This window comes from Streptomyces sp. NPDC058691 (assembly GCF_042714775.1).
Lineage (GTDB): Bacteria > Actinomycetota > Actinomycetes > Streptomycetales > Streptomycetaceae > Actinacidiphila.
The window spans coordinates 49202-65381 of sequence record NZ_JBHXSO010000015.1 but is presented as its reverse complement, the minus strand read 5'-3'; the positions used below and the strand labels follow the sequence as shown (position 1 = coordinate 65381).

General features: G+C 72.8%; 16 protein-coding genes. 10 read left to right on the top strand and 6 right to left on the bottom strand.

The genetic code is table 11. The annotated features are described in order from the left end of the window. Nucleotides 1-27: 27 nt before the first annotated feature. The gene (locus tag ACFWVC_RS13100; protein WP_384283498.1) at nucleotides 28-1266 is read right to left on the bottom strand and encodes a DUF4032 domain-containing protein; all 1239 of its coding nucleotides are present in this window, start codon (nucleotides 1264-1266) and stop codon (nucleotides 28-30) included. A 67-nt stretch (nucleotides 1267-1333) separates the two neighbouring features. On the opposite strand from ACFWVC_RS13100, the gene ACFWVC_RS13095 reads away from it, so the two are divergent. Continuing rightward, nucleotides 1334-2713, top strand: a complete 1380-nt coding sequence (locus tag ACFWVC_RS13095) for an FAD-dependent oxidoreductase (protein ID WP_384283495.1) — start codon at nucleotides 1334-1336, stop codon at nucleotides 2711-2713. 31 nt (nucleotides 2714-2744) lie between these two features. On the opposite strand, the gene ACFWVC_RS13090 is transcribed toward ACFWVC_RS13095, so the two are convergent. Both ACFWVC_RS13090 and ACFWVC_RS13085 read right to left on the bottom strand, forming a co-directional pair. Further along, nucleotides 2745-3572, bottom strand: coding sequence for a hypothetical protein (locus ACFWVC_RS13090; protein WP_384283493.1), 828 nt, complete (start codon nucleotides 3570-3572; stop codon nucleotides 2745-2747). Nucleotides 3573-3825: 253 nt separating this feature from the next. After that, nucleotides 3826-4359, bottom strand: coding sequence for a PadR family transcriptional regulator (locus tag ACFWVC_RS13085; RefSeq protein ID WP_384283731.1), 534 nt, complete (start codon nucleotides 4357-4359; stop codon nucleotides 3826-3828). A gap of 71 nt (nucleotides 4360-4430) precedes the next feature. Here ACFWVC_RS13085 and ACFWVC_RS13080 point away from each other — a divergent pair, with 71 nt between their 5' ends. After that, complete coding sequence (locus tag ACFWVC_RS13080) at nucleotides 4431-5204, top strand: alpha/beta fold hydrolase (RefSeq protein ID WP_384283490.1); 774 nt, start codon at nucleotides 4431-4433, stop codon at nucleotides 5202-5204. Here ACFWVC_RS13080 and ACFWVC_RS13075 read toward each other — a convergent pair. Continuing rightward, on the bottom strand, nucleotides 5153-5752 hold the full coding sequence (locus ACFWVC_RS13075; RefSeq protein ID WP_384283487.1) for a class I SAM-dependent methyltransferase: 600 nt from the start codon (nucleotides 5750-5752) through the stop codon (nucleotides 5153-5155). The two genes, ACFWVC_RS13080 and ACFWVC_RS13075, sit on opposite strands and share 52 nt — an antisense overlap. A gap of 466 nt (nucleotides 5753-6218) precedes the next feature. Between ACFWVC_RS13075 and ACFWVC_RS13070 the strand changes: the two genes are divergently transcribed. The 6 genes from ACFWVC_RS13070 to ACFWVC_RS13045 all read left to right on the top strand — a co-directional run bounded on the left by ACFWVC_RS13070 (nucleotide 6219) and on the right by ACFWVC_RS13045 (nucleotide 11780). Beyond that, a complete protein-coding gene (locus tag ACFWVC_RS13070) occupies nucleotides 6219-6989 on the top strand; it encodes an MHYT domain-containing protein (RefSeq protein ID WP_384283484.1) in 771 nt (256 codons plus the stop codon). Next, a complete protein-coding gene (locus ACFWVC_RS13065; RefSeq protein ID WP_384283481.1) occupies nucleotides 6986-9565 on the top strand; it encodes a nitrate- and nitrite sensing domain-containing protein in 2580 nt (859 codons plus the stop codon). Before ACFWVC_RS13070 ends, ACFWVC_RS13065 begins: the two co-directional genes overlap by 4 nt. Continuing rightward, nucleotides 9562-9984, top strand: coding sequence for a roadblock/LC7 domain-containing protein (locus tag ACFWVC_RS13060; protein WP_384283479.1), 423 nt, complete (start codon nucleotides 9562-9564; stop codon nucleotides 9982-9984). The genes ACFWVC_RS13065 and ACFWVC_RS13060 overlap by 4 nt, the downstream gene beginning before the upstream one ends. Before the next feature lie 15 nt (nucleotides 9985-9999). Then, nucleotides 10000-10395: a DUF742 domain-containing protein gene (locus ACFWVC_RS13055; protein WP_384283476.1), complete on the top strand. Its 396-nt coding sequence runs from the start codon at nucleotides 10000-10002 to the stop codon at nucleotides 10393-10395. Further along, nucleotides 10376-10966, top strand: coding sequence for an ATP/GTP-binding protein (locus ACFWVC_RS13050; RefSeq protein WP_384283473.1), 591 nt, complete (start codon nucleotides 10376-10378; stop codon nucleotides 10964-10966). Before ACFWVC_RS13055 ends, ACFWVC_RS13050 begins: the two co-directional genes overlap by 20 nt. 145 nt (nucleotides 10967-11111) lie before the next feature. Beyond that, a complete protein-coding gene (locus ACFWVC_RS13045; RefSeq protein ID WP_384283470.1) occupies nucleotides 11112-11780 on the top strand; it encodes a hypothetical protein in 669 nt (222 codons plus the stop codon). Nucleotides 11781-11808: 28 nt separating this feature from the next. Here ACFWVC_RS13045 and ACFWVC_RS13040 read toward each other — a convergent pair whose 3' ends face one another. Then, the gene (locus tag ACFWVC_RS13040; RefSeq protein ID WP_384283468.1) at nucleotides 11809-12237 is read right to left on the bottom strand and encodes a PPOX class F420-dependent oxidoreductase; all 429 of its coding nucleotides are present in this window, start codon (nucleotides 12235-12237) and stop codon (nucleotides 11809-11811) included. 37 nt (nucleotides 12238-12274) lie between these two features. Further along, nucleotides 12275-13294: an alpha/beta fold hydrolase gene (locus tag ACFWVC_RS13035; RefSeq protein WP_384283465.1), complete on the bottom strand. Its 1020-nt coding sequence runs from the start codon at nucleotides 13292-13294 to the stop codon at nucleotides 12275-12277. Nucleotides 13295-13499: 205 nt separating this feature from the next. On the opposite strand from ACFWVC_RS13035, the gene ACFWVC_RS13030 reads away from it, so the two are divergent. After that, nucleotides 13500-15770, top strand: coding sequence for a nitrate- and nitrite sensing domain-containing protein (locus ACFWVC_RS13030; protein WP_384283461.1), 2271 nt, complete (start codon nucleotides 13500-13502; stop codon nucleotides 15768-15770). After that, entirely contained in the window at nucleotides 15767-16177 is a 411-nt protein-coding gene (locus tag ACFWVC_RS13025; RefSeq protein ID WP_384283456.1) for a roadblock/LC7 domain-containing protein, read from the top strand. Before ACFWVC_RS13030 ends, ACFWVC_RS13025 begins: the two co-directional genes overlap by 4 nt. The last annotated feature ends 3 nt before the right edge of the window (nucleotides 16178-16180 follow it).

Sequence of the window (16180 nt, the reverse complement as noted above, 5' to 3'; positions counted from 1 at the left end):
GCGCGGGGCGGCCGGTACCCCTGCCGACTAGTCCGGCGGCAGGGGTACCGAAGGCGCCTGCGGCGACTGCAGCAGCACATTGTGCACGTAGTCCTCGACCGCGGCGTCCAGCCCGACGTCGCGCTGCGCACGCTCGGACATGAACCAGCGGTGCTCCAGAAGCTCGTGGTAGACCTGCGCGGTGTCCATGCCGCGGCGCAGCTCGCGCGGGACGGCGCGGACGGTCGGGCGGAAGACGTCGCGGACCCAGCGGTGGGCCAGCACCTCGGGACGGGCGCCGAGCGGGTCGCCGGGGGCGTAGTCGTCCTGGGTGGCCATCCAGGTCTCCAGGTCGTTGAGGAGACTGCGGGCCTGGTTCTCCTCGGCGTCGAGTCCGGTGAGGCGGAGCAACTGGCGCTGGTGGTGGCCGGCGTCGACGACCTTGGGCAGGAAGGTCACATGGTCCCCGTCCGGCGACTTCTGGATCTGCATCTCGGCCACGTCGAAGCCGAGTTCGTTGAGCCGGCGGATGCGCCGGTCGATGTAGTGCCGCTTGGTCACCGGGTAGACCGACTCGCGGGTGAGCTCGTGCCACAGTTCGTCGTAGCGATCGGCGATGGCCTGGCCGAAGGTGACCGGGTCCACGGAGGGGTGCAGGGAGCCGCCCGCCTCCAGGTCCATCAGCTCGCCCGCGATGTTCACCCGGGCCACCTCGATGTCGTACTCGCGCTGGCCGCGCGAGAGGCCGGTCTGGATCTGGCCGGTCTCGGCGTCCACCAGATACGCCGCGTACGCGCCCGCGTCGCGCCGGAACAGGGTGTTGGACAGCGAGCAGTCACCCCAGGCGAAGCCCGCGATGTGCAGCCGGACCAGCAGCACGGCGAGCGCGTCGAGCAGGCGGTTGACGGTGCCCGGGCGCATCGTCGTCTCGAACATCGAGCGGTACGGCTGGGAGCCGCCCAGGTGCCGGGTGATCAGCACGGGCTCCAGCGGCTCCCCGCGGTCGTCCGTGCGGCCGGTGACCACGGCCAGCGGGTCCACCGCGGGGATGCCGATCCGGTCGAGGTCCCGCAGCAGGCCGTACTCGCGGACGGCCGCCCACTCGCCGACCTCCTTGACCGCCACCACCTCGTCCCCGGCGAGCGCGAAGCGCACCACGTGCCGGGAGATGCCGCGGGGCAGGGCCACCAGGTACTCCTCGGGCCACTCCTCCAGGGGCACGTTCCACGGCAGGTCGAGGAGGGTCGCCGGATGCTCCGGGGAGGTCGCGGTGATCTGGAGGTCCATGACGTACAAGTGTGCGGCACAGGGGTGGCCGCGCACGATACCGGGGGGCTGCGCATACGCTGCGGTCATGACGGAACGGCTGGTGGTCATCGGGGGTGACGCGGCGGGCATGTCGGCCGCGTCCCAGGCACGCAGGCGGAGGGGCCCGGACGATCTGGAGATCATCGCCTTCGAACGCGGCCGCCGCACCTCCTACTCGGCGTGCGGCATCCCGTACTGGATCGCCGGGGACACCGAGGGCCCCGACCAGCTGATCGCCCGCTCGCCCGAGCAGCACCAGGCCCGCGACATCGAGGTACGGCTCGGCACCGAGGTCCTCGACATCGACCTGGACGCGCGCCGCGTGCGCAGCCGCGACATGTTCGGCGAGGAGGGCTGGACCGGGTTCGACCAGCTCGTCATCGCCACCGGGGCGGTCCCCAAGCGGCCCGACATCCCGGGTATCGACGCCGAGGGGGTGCACGGGGTGCAGATCCTCGACGACGGCGAGGAGATCCTCGGCTCGCTCGACGACACCCAGGCGCGGCACGCGGTCGTGGTCGGCGGCGGATACATCGGCGTCGAGATGGCCGAGGCCATGCTGCGGCACGGACTGCGGGTCACCCTGCTCGAACGGGCCGAGGAGCCCATGTCGACCCTGGACCCCGACATGGGGCACCTGGTGCGCAAGGCCATGGAGGGGCTCGGCGTCAACGTCGTCACCGGCTCGGCCGTGCGTGAGGTGCTGACCGGCGCCGACGGGCGGGTCCGCGCGGTGGCCACCGACCAGGGCGAGTACCCGGCCGACGTCGTCGTGCTCGGCCTCGGCGTGGCGCCCAACACGGGCCTCGCGCGGGAGGCCGGACTGCCCCTCGGGGAGCACGGCGGACTGCTCACCGACCGCGCGATGCGGGTGCGGGGTGCCGACGGCATCTGGGCGGCGGGCGACTGCGTGGAGGTCCTCAACCTGGTCTCCGGGGGGCTGCAGCACATCCCGCTCGGCACCCACGCGAACAAGCAGGGCCGGGTCGTCGGCACGAACATCGGCGGCGGCTACGCCACCTTCCCCGGGGTCGTCGGCACGGCCGTCAGCAAGGTCTGCGACCTGGAGATCGCCCGCACCGGGCTCAAGAGGTCACAGGCCGACGCGGCCGGTCTGCAGTACGTCACCGCCGTGGTGGAGTCCACGAGCCGGGCGGGCTACTACCCGGGCGCGGCCCCGATGACGGTCAAGGCGATCGCCGAACGCGGCAGCGGCCGGCTGCTCGGGCTGCAGATCGTCGGGCGCGAAGGCGCGGCCAAGCGGGTCGACATCGGCGCGGTGGCCCTGACCGCGGGCATGACGGCCGAGCAGGTGACCGCGCTCGACCTCGGCTACGCCCCGCCGTTCTCGCCGGTGTGGGACCCGGTGCTGGTGGCGGCGCGCAAGGTCGCCGACAAGGTGCGCGAGGATCCGCGGGAAGCCTGAGCCGGGTCGGGGGGGCCTGGGGCGGGCGGGCTCAGCTGGGCCGGACGGCCAGCTTGTCCAGCGCTTCCAGCAGCCCCGGCAGTTCGGGGCCGCGGCCGACCGGGAGCACCTCGCCCGGCTCCTCGTCCAGCAGCACGAAGGCGACGTCGTCGGTGCGGGCCACCAGGCTCCAGTCCGGCCCGTCCACGCGCAGCGTGCGAACGCCCTCCCCGGCCGCCGCCGACCGAATGCGGCCCGGCGGCGGAGGGGTATTCACGTACTCCTGGGCGGCCGTCAGCGCGCGGCGTACGCCGGGATGAAGGCCGCCGCCCGTGCGCGTGGCCCGCTCCGTCCCCTCGTCGTCCGCGGCCTGTGCCGCTTCCGGTGCCCCGGACCCGGCCGGATCGCCCAGCTGCTCACGCCAGGCGCGCCACTGAAGGGCGATCTCGTCGGCGCCCATACGCCGCTGCGCCGGCCCCCATTGGTCGCTGTCCGGCGGCGAGAGCGGGCGTCCCGCCTCCTTCTCGTCGGGGTCGTGGGGTGCGGCGACTCCGGGGGCGGCGACGGCCACCGGCAGCGGCCAGCCGGGCAGGGCTGCGATCACCGAGTGCTCGTCGGGGGACAGGTCGTACTCGAGCCCGCAGTCCCATGCGGCCAGGGCACACGCCACGAGGGCCGTGTCGCTGACGGCCACGGTCCACCGGGCGCCGGTCCCGTCCTGCCCGAAGATCAGGCCGTAGCCGTCGGTGACCGCTTCGAGGCCGAGTCCGGCGCACGCCGCGGGATAGTCGTCGGCCAGGACGCTCGGGAACTGCGCGGGCGTCAGCATCGCCGCCGTGAGCACGAACAGCGCCTCGTCGTCCGTCGCGGACACGGGCATCCCCTTCCGATGTGGTTCTCCGTGGTGGGCGCACCCTAACCAGCCGGTAAGTCCCGCGTCGAGAGCGGGGTCACGCCTGTGGAAAACCCTTCACCGGCCGGGACCCGGGCCGGCGTCCTGCCCCCGTGACCAACTCCCGTGCCCTGTAAGGCGGCTGCCTGCGCGAATTCGGTACCGGTGCCTCCGGTTCGCGGACGGGCGAAGCCGTTCGGGATCCCGGACGCGCGCGGCCGGAAAGACGGGAGGGACGGCCCTAGGGAGTCTGGACGTCGAGTTCGGCCAGTGTGCCGCGCAGCCACGTCAGCTCTGCCTTGGTGGTGGCCCGCGCGATGGTCAGCACTCCGCGCCGGAAGGGGTCCTGGACCTCCTCCGCGCGCAGCGGCCGTTCGCCCTCGTAGAAGAACCCGGACGGCTCTTCCAGGAAGGCCATGCGGCGGCGCAGCACCGCGGCCTGGGCGGCCGGGTCGTCCAGGTGCCGCAGGAAGGCGAGCACGGTGAACCAGCGGTTCTCGTCCGAGATGTCGAGGCCGGAGGGTTCGGCGAGCCGGCGGCGGAGTTCGGCGCGGCCCTCGTCGGTGAGCGTGAGCTCGTGGCGCGGGGCGGCGACCGCGCCCGGGCGGGTCTCGCGTCGCAGCAGGCCGGCCTTCTCCATCCGTTTGATGGCCGGGTAGAGCGTGCTCTCCGCGACGGGCTTGACGTGCCCCGTGAGCGCGGCGATGCGTTTGCGCAGTTCGTAGCCGTGCAAGGCGTCGTCGAACAGGAATCCCAGGATCGCGAGCTCCAGCATGCCGCCATTCTCCACCATCCGCGTAGTACATCGGATGGGCAATACATCGCCACCGATGTATAGTCGCGGTCATGCAACAGACACGGTTCACCGAGGACGGCGCCCACATCCGCTGGACGGAGTCGGCGGGCGAGGACCCCGCGCGGGTCTATCTGCACGGGCTGGGAGCGACATCCGCCGTCTACTTCGCGCACATCGCCGGGCATCCCGCCCTGCCGCGGCGTCGGTCCCTCCTGGTCGACCTGCCAGGTTTCGGCATCAGCGACCGTCCGGCGGACTTCGGCTACCGGCTGGAGGACCACGCGGACGCCGTCGCGGCCGCCCTTGACGCCGCCGGCGTGACCGGTGCGGAGGTGGTCGGCCACAGCATGGGCGGGGCCGTCGCCATTGTGCTCGCGGCACGCCGGCCGGACCTGGTCGCCCGCCTGGTGCTGGCGGAGGCGAACCTGGATCCCCGTCCGCCGGTGACGGCGGGCAGCAGCGGCATCTCCGCCTTCACAGAGGAGGAGTTCGTGCACGGCGGGGGCTTGGCCCGCGTCCTGGAGCGTGTCGGACCGCAGTGGGGTGCCACGATGCGGCTCGCCGATCCCGTGGCCTTGCACCGAAGCGCGACCGGCCTGATGCGGGGAACCGAGCCCACGATGCGCGCGCTCCTGCTCTCCCTGACCGTTCCGCGCACCTACCTGATGGGGGAGCGCAGCGGGGAACTCGCCGGGCGTCAGGGGCTGGTGGCGGCGGGGGTGTCGGTGGTGACCGTGCCCGGAGCAGGCCACAACATCATGTTCGACAACGCCTACGCCTTCGTGGAGGCCATCGCCAGGAACCGGTCCTCGGAGTCCGTGTAGCCGGTCATGGTCCAGCCCGCTCCCTCGAGCAGGGGTCGCAGGTTGGGCTCGGCGCGCAGGTCGTCGGGCGTGAGTCGGCGGCCCTGTCGGGCGGCCAGGGCGGCCCGGCCGAGAGGGTGGAAGAGGGCCAGCAGTCCGCCGGGCCGGGTGACCCGGGCCAGTTCGCGCAGGCACGCCACGGGGTCCGGCAGGTGCCCGATGAGCCCCGCCGCGAAAACGGCGTCCACGACTCCGTCGCGCAGTGGCAGGCACGCACAGTCGGCGAGCACCAGGACACCGTCCGCCGCACGGCCCGCCCGGACGGCGGCGGTCAGCATCTCCGGTGTCAGGTCGGCGCCCACGACCGTCCCCGAGGGGCCCACCGCGCGCCGCAGGAAGGGAAGCGCGCGTCCCGTGCCGCATCCGGCGTCGAGCACGGCCTGCCCCGGGCGCAGGCCGAGTTGCGCCACCGCCGCCTCGTACGCGGGACCGTCGTCGGGGAAGCGGGTGTCCCAGCCGGCGGCCCGGGCGGCGAAGAACTCACGTACGTGAGCGGGGTCGGAACGCACGGTCGGACACCTCCGGTGGGGGCGCGCGGTCGGGGCGGCGCACGGCGCGAGCCCCCATGGTCGCATGATCACGCCGCGTTCACCCGGACAACCGCGGCTGGGCGCGGACCGGTACCGGGTGCTCGCGCCGGGCCGGTCCCGGATGGGTCGCCACCTTGCCGCCGGACGCCGAATGCGGCCGCATTCCGGTCACCTTTGGCGGCGGATCGTCGTCGGCCCGCTCACGCGGGCATGGTCTCGGACGGCTACCGGGCGGCCGCTTCCACTCCATAGGGGCGCTGGTGTGGCCCGTAGGCGTGGGGGTCATCATGTATGCGCCACACGGCTCATGAAACATCCACGCCCTGTGCAGGTTCGGCCGCTGCGCGATCGTTCGGCACCGCCTGGGGAAAGCACGCTGTCAATAAACGCAGGGTTCCGTCATGGCCGAGGCCCGGTGCCGCCCCCGCACTAGCGTCCGGTGGCCATGGGACACATGGACCACGCCGCCTTCGGCTGGCTGACGCCGCTGCTCTCGTACGCCATGGCGTGCGTCGGCGCGGCCCTCGGACTGCGCTGCACCGGCCGCGCCCTGGCCGCCACCGGCCGCTCCCGCCGCAACTGGCTTCTCACGGCGACGAGCGCGTTGGCCACCGGCATCTGGACGATGCACTTCGTCGCAATGCTCGGCTTCCGCGTCAACGGCACAGAGATCCGTTACAACGTGCCGCTCACCGTGGTGAGTCTGCTGGTCGCCCTCCTGGTCGTCGGCATGGGCGTCTTCGCCGTCGGCTACGGCAAGGGGCGTTTCGTGGCGCTGGCGGCCGGCGGGCTCACCACGGGCCTCGGCGTCGCGAGCATGCATTACCTCGGGATGGCGGCGATGCGTCTGCACGGTGGGGTCTCCTACGATCCGTGGACCGTGGCACTGTCCGTGTCCATCGCGGTGGTCGCCGCGACCGCCGCGCTATGGGCGGTGCTCACCGTGCACCGGCCCGTGGTCGTCGCGGGGGCGTCGCTCGTCATGGGTGCCGCGGTGAGCAGCATGCACTACACGGGGATGCTCGCCGTGCGGGTGGACGTGCGGCCCTCGGCCGCCGACCTGGGCGGGGCGGGGGCCACCGCCTTCCTCTTCCCGCTCATCGTCGGCCTCGGTTCGTATCTCTTTCTCACCTCGGCCTTCGTCGCGCTCTCCCCGACAGCGCGGGAACGCGGGGCCTCGGCGGCCGCCACGCGGTTCGGGGAGGGCACCGCATGACACCTCAGCACGGCCGCCGCGCGCACGCCGGTCTGCCCGCCGACGAACGGCCGCAGCGGAGCTCCCTGCCCGGCCTGCGGCCCAGAACCGTCCGCGCGAAGATCATCTGCCTCCTGATGGTGCCCGTCGTCTCCCTCATGGCGCTGTGGGCCATCGCGGCGGTCACCACGGCGCAGGACATATCCCGTCAATTCCGTGCACAGCGCATTGCAGAAACGATCCGCGAACCGGTCATCACCACCATCACCGCGCTGGAGGCCGAACGCCGCGCCGCAGGGCACTACCTGGCGGACCCGCGGTCCGCCACCGCGGCCGAGCTGAGGCGCCGCACCGCGGCGACCGGCCAGGCCGTCGCCAGGCTCCGCCTCGGCAAGGACCACACCGTCGCCGACGGGACCGGTCTGCCCGGCGAAGTCGCCGCCCGTGTGCGCGCCTTCGTGGGAGCCGTGGACGGTCTCGACGCGCTGCGCCCCGGCGACACCGGGGCACGCGCGGAATGGGGCCGGGTCTACCAGGCCTACACGGACGCGATCAGCGATGCCTTCGCCATCGCCGCCGCCCTCGCCGACTCGCCGCAGGCCCGCGTCGCCCTGGACGTCGGACGCGCGGCGGAACAACTGGCCTGCGAGGACGCCCTGCTCTCCACCGCCGCCCTCGGACACGACCTGCCCACCGCGCGCTACGGGGATGTCAGCGGGGCCATCCGCGCCCGCCGGCTGCTCCTTGCCGCCGCCGCGCCCGGGCTGACCGGCGACACGCGCCGTGCCTGGGACAGGCTCAGCGGTTCGGAGGAGTATGCGGACCTCGCGGTGGTCGAGGACGCCGTCCTGGCCGCGGGCCCCGGCAAGGCCGCGGCCGCCGCGGCGCCGGCCACCGACTGGGACCGGCCCGCCGGCCGGGTCTCGAGCGGACTGGCGGAGATCGCGGTCGGTACGGCCCCCTCCCAGGAGCCCGTCCTGCACAGCCTCCTCAGCCAGTCGGGCGTGGCCGTGCTGCTCGGGCTGATCGCCGTGGTCGCCTCGCTGCTCATCTCGGTGCGCATCGGACGCGGCCTGGTCGTCGAACTCGTCGGGCTGCGCAATACCGCGTTCGACCTCGCACGGCGCAAACTGCCGCGCGCCATGCGGCGGCTGCGCGCGGGGGAGACGATCGACCTGGAGGCCGAGGCCCCGATCGGGCGCCATGGCAGTGACGAGATCGGGCAGGTCGCCGAGGCCCTGGCCACCGTGCAGCGCTCGGCCCTGCGGGCCGCCGCCGAACGCGCCGAACTCCTGAGCGGCGTCTCCGGGGTCTTCGTCAACCTCGCCCGCCGCAGCCAGGTCCTGGTGCACCGTCAGCTCGCCCTGCTCGACACCATGGAGCGGCGCACGGAGGACCCGGAGGAACTGGAGGACCTGTTCCGGCTCGACCACCTCAGCACCCGGATGCGGCGCCACGCGGAAGGACTGATCATCCTCTCGGGGGCGGCACCCGGCCGCGCCTGGCGCAAGCCCGTCCCGCTCGCCAATGTGGTGCGCGCGGCGGTCGCCGAGGTCGAGGACTACGCACGCGTCGAGGTCCGGCGGCTGCCCCGGACGGCCGTGGTCGGCGCCGCGGTCGCCGACCTCACGCACCTGGTGGCCGAACTGGTCGAGAACGCCACCCAGTTCTCGCCGCCGCACACGAAGGTGCGCGTGTACGGCGAGCAGGTCGGCAACGGCTTCGTCCTGGAGGTGGAGGACCGCGGGCTCGGCATGGGCGGGGAGGCCATGGCGGAGGCCAACCGCCGCATCGGACAGTCCCAGGCGCTCGACCTCTTCGACAGCGATCGGCTCGGCCTGTTCGTCGTGAGCCGGCTCGCCGCCCGGCACGACGTCAAAGTCGCCCTGCGACCCTCGCCGTACGGGGGCACCACTGCTGTCGTCCTGCTGCCCAGCGCCCTGCTGGAGACGGGCGCAGAGGAAGCCGGCGCCACCAGGGCGCCCGGAACGAGGGTCGCGGCGCCCACGGTCCACGGCAACGGCGCCTTGGCCGAGGAGCCGGTGCCCGCGGCGATGGCGTCCCCGCGCGGCACCGGCGACGGACCACCGCGCCCCTCCACGCCTCGCCCGGTGCCGGACCGACGCGAGCCTGCCTCCGTGCCGACGGCCGCCCCCGCGTCGGCCCCCGCCCCCGCCCCCGCGCCGGCCTCCGCCGCACCCGAGCCGACCCCGGCGCCGACGCCCGACGGGGACGGCCCGCTCCCGCGCCGGGTACGGCGGGCCAGCCTGGCGCCGCAACTGCTCGAACGGCCCGCTGCGGACGGCACCTCGACCACGGGGCCGGCACGGGAGGCGCCCGAACGCTCCCCCGAGCAGGCACGCGCGACCGTGGCGGCCTATCGCAGCGGCTGGATCCGCGGCGGTGGCGCCCTGCCGCACGAGGCCGACGGGGACGGGGACAGGGCCGCCCTCCGTCCCCTGCGGGCCGCTCCGCCGCCCGAGCACGGCCACGGCGCCACCCGCGGCCACGACGGCCCGCGTACGACGCCGGACAACGGCGACCCCGACACCGGCCGTACCCCCGGCAGGGCATTCCGCGAAGGAGAGCACGGATGATCGACGCATCGAACCGGTCCGGTGAGCTGGACTGGCTCCTGGACGACCTCACCGACCGGGTCACCCAGGTCCGCCACGCCGTGGTGCTGTCCGGCGACGGCCTGGCGGTGGGTGCCTCACGCGGACTCAGCCGCGAGGACGCCGAGCACCTGGCGGCCGTCGCCTCGGGCTTCCACAGCCTCGCCAAGGGCGCGGGCCGGCACTTCGACGCAGGGCCGGTCCGGCAGACCATGGTCGAACTCGACCACGGCTTCCTGTTCGTGGCAGCCGCGGGCGAGGGTTCCTGCCTCGCGGTGTTCACCACTGCCGGCGCCGACGTCGGCATGATCGCCTACGAGATGGCCAGACTCGTCAAGCGCGTCGGCGAGCACCTGCACACACCGCCGCGCCTCGGGGCCGCCGGCCCGGCCGCCGGCTGACCGGGCAGAGGGGTGATGAACGGCGGGTACTCACGTCGTCCTGGCGATCACTGGTACGACGACGAAGCCGGACCCATGGTGCGGCCGTACGCCCTGACCGGCGGCCGTACCCGCCCCGGCACGGCCGGTGCGGGACTGGACCTGATCGCCCAGGTGATGGCCGAACCAGGTGCGGCCGACGACCCGTCGCTCTCCCCCGAGCACGCCGCGATGCTCGCGCTGTGCCGGCGCAACGCCCAGTCGGTCGCGGAACTGGCGGCCGAATCCGACCTGCCGGTGGGCGTCGTGCGCGTCCTGCTCGGCGACCTGCTGGTGCTCGGCTGCGTACGGATCCGCGGTCCCGTGCCACCGGCGCAACTCCCTGACGTGAGCATTCTGCGAGAGGTGATCGATGGACTCCGGGCACTCTGACACACCGCCCATGGCGCTGAAGATCCTCATCGCCGGCGGTTTCGGGGTCGGCAAGACCACGCTGGTGGGGGCCGTGAGCGAGATCCGGCCGCTGCGCACCGAGGAGCAGCTCACCGAGGTCGGGCGGGACGTAGACGATATCGGTGGGGTGGAGCGCAAGACGACCACCACCGTCGCGATGGACTTCGGCCGTATCACCATCAGGGCGGGCCTGTCGCTCTACCTGTTCGGCACGCCGGGGCAGGACCGCTTCTGGTTCCTCTGGGACGAGCTGGCCCGGGGTGCGCTCGGCGCGGTCGTGCTGGCGGACACCCGCCGCCTGGAGGACTGCTTTCCCGCGGTGGACTTCTTCGAGCACCGGCGCATCCCCTTCGCGGTGGCAGTCAACCGCTTCCCCGGGGCGCGCGACCACGGCCCCGAGGACATCGCCAGGGCGCTCGATCTGGAGGACGGCACCCCTGTGCTGACGTGCGACGCCCGCGAGCGGACCTCCAGCAGGGACGTGCTCGTCGCGCTCGTGGAGCACGCGGGGCGGATGCACGCGGCCCGTCTGCTGGAGTCGGTGAGCTGACGGCCCGTCGGCAGGCGGGCACCCTAGCAGAACGGCTTGGCGAAAAATGAATAACACCGTGCATTGAGAGGCTTCCGAGGAGGGTGCGTACGGGTGGGCAGGCGGGGCGCACGGCCCCCGAGCCTCTATCGCGCTAGGAGTTCAGATGCACAAGCGGATCGGTGCCGCAGTCGCCGGAACGGCCGCTGCCCTTCTCCTCGTCACCGCCTGCGGCAGCGGGTCGTCGTCCGGTTACGACCAGGCGAGCAATGTGGCCCCCGCGGCCCAGCAGCAGAACGCGGCCCAGTCGGCCCAGCCCGGTGCCTCCTCCTCGGACGGCTACGGCTACGACGACCCGTCGGCGGCGAGTCCTTCCGCGAGTTCCGACGACGGCTACGGCTACGGCGACGACAGCAGTGGCTCCGGGGACGACGCGGAAGCGGCGTCGGACAAGAAGTGGCCCATCCTGTCGGTCGTCAACGACGCGAAGCTGGCCGACATCCTGGTCGACTTCAAGGGGCGCACGCTCTACCGCTTCGACAAGGACACCGACTGGCCGATGGTGTCGAACTGCACGGGCGACTGCCTGAAGAAGTGGCCGCCGGCCAAGCCCGTCTCCAAGGCGGAGGCCGAGGCCGCGGGCCTCAACCCCAAGCTCGTCAGCACCTACACCAGGTCGGACGGCACCAAGCAGCTGTCGTACAACTGCTGGCCCGTCTACTGGTACACCGGCGACACCAAGGCCGGCGACACCAACGGTCACGGTGTCGGCGGCACTTGGTGGGCGATGGCCGCGAACGGCAAGAAGGCCAACGGCGGCAAGCCGATCAACTGAGCCGGCGTGGCCGGCCCGCCCTTGCGGGTCAGCCGGCCACGTCCGCCTCGGCGAGCACCTTGTCGATCCGTACGCGCACCAGCAGCTCGCCGGGCACACCATTGCGCTTCCCGTACTCCTCGGCCCGCTCTTCCCCCATGTAGCGGGCCGCGATCCTGGTGGCCCACTCCAGCAGCGGGCCCGGATCCTCGCTCACCTCGGCGCGGCCTTCGAGAACCACGAACGAGAACGGCGGCCGGTCATCGTCCACGCAGAGGGCGATCCGGCCGTCGCGCGTGATGTTGCGCCCCTTGGCGGTTCCCGCACCGGTGTTGAAGACCAGATCGTCCCCGTCCAGCAAGAACCAGATGGGGGCGATGTGCGGCCGCCCGTCCGCGCGGACCGTCGCCAGCTTGCCCGTCCGCGTACCGGCGGACACGAAGGCCCGCCACTCTTCTTCGGTCATCCTGTGTCCCATGCCCCCATCCTGCCCCGGCAGGGCACCGAAGGGGCGTTCAGGAGCCGCTGGACGGGTGCGGCGCCTCCGCCTCCTGGTAGAGCGGCACATCGGTGCGTCCCCGGCGCAGCAGGCGTCGCCAGTGCACGGGGTCGTACTCCTGGGGCGACGTCGTGGCGAGGAAGTCCTCCAGCACGGAGACGAAACGCTCCGGCGCGTCATGGTGCGGGAAGTGCCCGGCGTCCTCGAACAGTTCCAGGCGGCTGCCGGGCATCGCCGCGTGCGCCATGACGGCGTGACGTACGGGAATGACCCCGTCGTGCTCTCCCCACATGATGAGGGTGGGCAGCCCCGCCGTCAGGTAGCTGCGGTCCATCATGGTGATGACCTGACCGCGCAGGTCCACGCCCGCGCGCAAGGTGCGCAGGAACGCCTGACGCGCCTTGCCGCTGTCCAGGGCGAGGTAGCGCTCCAGGACGTAGTCGAAGTCGTGCCGGCCCAGCCCGAGGCCGCCGGTGCGCCGCAGGACGGGCGCGACGAGCCGCAGGGCGTGGCGGACGGGCGGTGAGGTGGCCAGCGGCAGCGCGACCTCCGAGCCGGGCCCCGCGGCGAGCCGCAGTAACGGGTGCACCTCGGGTCCGACGCCTCCTCCGCCGACGATCACCAGCCGTTCGCAACGCTCGGGGAACTGGTAGGCGAACTGCATGGCGACGCCCGCGCCCAGGGAGTGGCCGACGACCGAGACCCTGTCCACTTCGAGTACGCCCAGCAGATCCCGCATGCCGCAGGCGTAGGCGGCGACCGCGTAGTCCGCGCGGGGTCGCTCGCTCTCCCCGTGGCCCAGGAGGTCGGGTGCGATGACGGTGTGGTGCCGGCCCAGCCGGGGGAGGATGTGCGACCACGTAGCCGAGGTGTCGCCGAGCCCGTGGATCAGCAGCAGCGGGGGGCCGCTCCCGCCGACGCGGAAGGCGCGGCGGTAGCCGTGGATGTCGCGATGGACCAAGGGGATGTTCCCCGGGCTGTCCTCGGCCTCGGGGACAGGACCGATGACGCGGCGCACCACTCGTCCCCGTTCCATCCCTCCAGCGTGCGACACGGGCGTTTCCGCGGCAATGCAGGATCGTTAGCGTGGCGTGAACGCGCATCCGGCCGATTCGACGGGATTCGACGGCCGGCGGCCGTCCCGGGCTGTGACATGTCACAGTCGCCGCCTGTCAGGGGGCCTCCTTCGGCCAGACTGTGCCCTTCCGTATCGAACCCATGGTCGACCGAGGACCTGACGCATGCGCCTGCGCCCCCGCACCATCCGCACGCAACTCGTGGCACTGATCATGGTGCCGCTCCTGTCGCTGGCGGGTCTGTGGACGTACAGCACCTACACCTCGGTACGCGGAGCCTTCGCCCTCATCGGGATCGCCGAGACCTACCGCTACTACGGCACCCCGGCCGACGATCTGGCCCGCGCGCTGCAGGTGGAACGACGCCTCGCCGTCACCTATGTCGCCTCCGACGGCGCACAGGGCGGCACGGAGCTGACACAAGGCGAGAAGCGCACCGACCAGCTGCTCGCCGTCGTCCGCGACCACGCGCGTGAGCAGGCCCGCGGCGCTCCACTGGACCGGGTGCAGACGCAACGACTGACCGAACTCGTCACCGCCGCGGAGGATCTGCGGCAGCTGCGCGCCGATGTGCGGCAGCGCGGCATCGGCTGGTCCATGGCGCTGCACCGCTACACGTCTGTGATCGACCCCACCTTCCGGTTGCGCGGCGCGCTGGCGGCCCTGCAGAGCGGCGAGGTGGCCCACCAGGGCGGACTGGTCATCGAGCTCGTGCGCGCAAGGGAGTTGCTTTCCCGCGAGGACGCCATGATCAGCGCTGTGCTGGCCGGCCAGTCCATGACGGTCAGTCAGTACCGTGATTTCATCAGCACAGTGGACGGCCGGAAGCTGCTGCATTCGATCGTCGACCCCGAACTGGCCAAGTCGGCCAAGGAACGCCTCGACCAGTTCGACGGCGGCAGCGTCGCCTGGTCGCTGGACTCCATGGAGACCGCCGTGCGCTCCGCGGGCGCCGCGGACGTCGGGAACGTCGTCTCGTACGAGCGCTGGCGCTCCAACGCCGACAGTGCCCTCGCCGTGCTCAGCACCATCAATCTGGAGGCCGCCCGCGACATCGGCACCCAGGCTCGGGACGACGGCATGAGCGTCCTCCTCAGGACCGGCGCCGTCAGTCTCGCGGGCCTGCTCGCGGTCGTCCTGTCCCTCACGGTCTCGCTCCTGATCGGCCGTGGCATCGCCCGACGGCTCACCCTGCTGCGCAACGAGGCGCTGGAACTGTCGGGAACCCGGCTTCCAGAGGTCTTGCACCGCCTGCGGTCCGGTGAGGAACTCGACGACGGGGCCGTGGCTCGCGCCGCCCCCGAACTGCGCCTGGGCGCTGACGAGATCGGTCAGGTCGGAAGGGCCTTCAACACCGCCCAGCGCGCCGCGGTGCAGGCGGCCGTCGACCAGGAGCGGATGCGGCGCGGGGTGTCGGCGGTCTTCACCAACCTCGCCCGGCGCAGCCAGGTACTGCTGCACCGTCAGCTCACCCTTCTGGACGGAATGGAACGCCGCTCCCAGGACCCGGCCGAGCTCGACGACCTCTTCCGCGTCGACCACATCGCCGTGCGCATGCGGCGGCACGCCGAGGGTCTGCTGATCCTCTCCGGCAACGCCCCGGGCCGCGCCTGGCGGCGCCCGGTACGGCTCGCGGAGGTGGCCAGGGCGGCGGTCGGGGAGGTGGAGGACTACCAGCGCGTGGTCGTACGGCGTATGCCCAGGGTGGCGCTGGTCGGTTCCGCCGTCGCCGACGTGCTCCACCTGCTGGCCGAACTCATCGACAACGCGACCGCGTTCTCCCCGCCCGAGAGCAGGGTCGAGGTGCGGGGCGAGGTGGTCGGCGGCGGCTACGTCCTGGAGATCGAGGACCGCGGTCTGGGCATGAGCGCCGAACGCCTTGCCGAGGCCAACGGCGCGATGGGCGAGGCCGCCGCCGGTACGGACCTGCCGGAGACCGACCGCCTCGGGCTGTTCACGGTCGGACGCCTCGCGGCCCGCCAGGGGGTGAAGGTCGCGTTGCGCCGGGGCCGGTACGACGGCACCGTGGCCGTGGTGATGATTCCGCAGGCCGTGCTGGTCGACGGTGCGTCGGACGACGCCGAGACCGGTGAGCACGTGCTGCGGCCCCGGTCGGTGGCGGAACCGCCTGGTGGCGACCGCGCCGACAAGGCCCCGCGCACGCCGCGGACACCCCGCGGCCCCTCGCGGCCCAAGGAGGACGGGCGCACCGGGGCGGGCTTGCCCAAGCGGGTGCGACAGGCCAGTCTCGTAGCGCAGCTCAGGGAGGACGCCGTGCACGACAGCCCGGCCGAGCCGCCGGCCGGCGGACCGGAAAGGGAACGATCTCCGGAAGAGGCTCGTTCCACCATGACGGCGTTCACGCGCGGCCTCGCCCGCGGCAGGGACGCGGCGACACCGCACGGGACTGCGGAGAACGGGGGCAGCGGGGGATGACCGTGAGCAACGGACTCACGTGGATGATGGACGACCTGACGGAACGGGTGCCGCACGTACGGCACGCGCTCGTGCTGTCCAGCGACGGTCTGGTGACCGGTGCGAGCACGAGTCTCGATCGCGCGACGGCCGAGCACCTGGCCGCCGTCTCGTCCGGGTTCCACAGCCTCGCCAAGGGCGCCGGCCGGCACTTCGACGCCGGTGGCGTGCGGCAGACGATGGTGGAGTTCGACGACGGCTTCCTCTTCGTCACGGCCGCAGGCGAGGGCAGTTGCCTGTCGGTGCTGAGCGGGGTCCAGGCGGACGTCGGCCAGATCGCCTACGAGATGACCCTCATGGTTCACCGGGTCGGTGAGCACCTCGGTGTCGCACCGCGCCGGCACGACGCGGCGGCTCCTGGGGAGTGATGA

Excerpts from the sequence above, each read along its gene's own strand:
- ACFWVC_RS13100 (WP_384283498.1), bottom strand. The coding sequence starts at position 1,266 with ATGGACCTCCAGATCACCGCGACCTCCCCGGAGCATCCGGCGACCCTC.
- ACFWVC_RS13095 (WP_384283495.1), top strand. The coding sequence starts at position 1,334 with ATGACGGAACGGCTGGTGGTCATCGGGGGTGACGCGGCGGGCATGTCG.
- ACFWVC_RS13090 (WP_384283493.1), bottom strand. The coding sequence starts at position 3,572 with ATGCCCGTGTCCGCGACGGACGACGAGGCGCTGTTCGTGCTCACGGCG.
- ACFWVC_RS13085 (WP_384283731.1), bottom strand. The coding sequence starts at position 4,359 with ATGCTGGAGCTCGCGATCCTGGGATTCCTGTTCGACGACGCCTTGCAC.
- ACFWVC_RS13080 (WP_384283490.1), top strand. The coding sequence starts at position 4,431 with ATGCAACAGACACGGTTCACCGAGGACGGCGCCCACATCCGCTGGACG.
- ACFWVC_RS13070 (WP_384283484.1), top strand. The coding sequence starts at position 6,219 with ATGGGACACATGGACCACGCCGCCTTCGGCTGGCTGACGCCGCTGCTC.
- ACFWVC_RS13065 (WP_384283481.1), top strand. The coding sequence starts at position 6,986 with ATGACACCTCAGCACGGCCGCCGCGCGCACGCCGGTCTGCCCGCCGAC.
- ACFWVC_RS13060 (WP_384283479.1), top strand. The coding sequence starts at position 9,562 with ATGATCGACGCATCGAACCGGTCCGGTGAGCTGGACTGGCTCCTGGAC.
- ACFWVC_RS13055 (WP_384283476.1), top strand. The coding sequence starts at position 10,000 with ATGAACGGCGGGTACTCACGTCGTCCTGGCGATCACTGGTACGACGAC.
- ACFWVC_RS13050 (WP_384283473.1), top strand. The coding sequence starts at position 10,376 with ATGGACTCCGGGCACTCTGACACACCGCCCATGGCGCTGAAGATCCTC.
- ACFWVC_RS13045 (WP_384283470.1), top strand. The coding sequence starts at position 11,112 with ATGCACAAGCGGATCGGTGCCGCAGTCGCCGGAACGGCCGCTGCCCTT.
- ACFWVC_RS13040 (WP_384283468.1), bottom strand. The coding sequence starts at position 12,237 with ATGGGACACAGGATGACCGAAGAAGAGTGGCGGGCCTTCGTGTCCGCC.
- ACFWVC_RS13035 (WP_384283465.1), bottom strand. The coding sequence starts at position 13,294 with ATGGAACGGGGACGAGTGGTGCGCCGCGTCATCGGTCCTGTCCCCGAG.
- ACFWVC_RS13030 (WP_384283461.1), top strand. The coding sequence starts at position 13,500 with ATGCGCCTGCGCCCCCGCACCATCCGCACGCAACTCGTGGCACTGATC.
- ACFWVC_RS13025 (WP_384283456.1), top strand. The coding sequence starts at position 15,767 with ATGACCGTGAGCAACGGACTCACGTGGATGATGGACGACCTGACGGAA.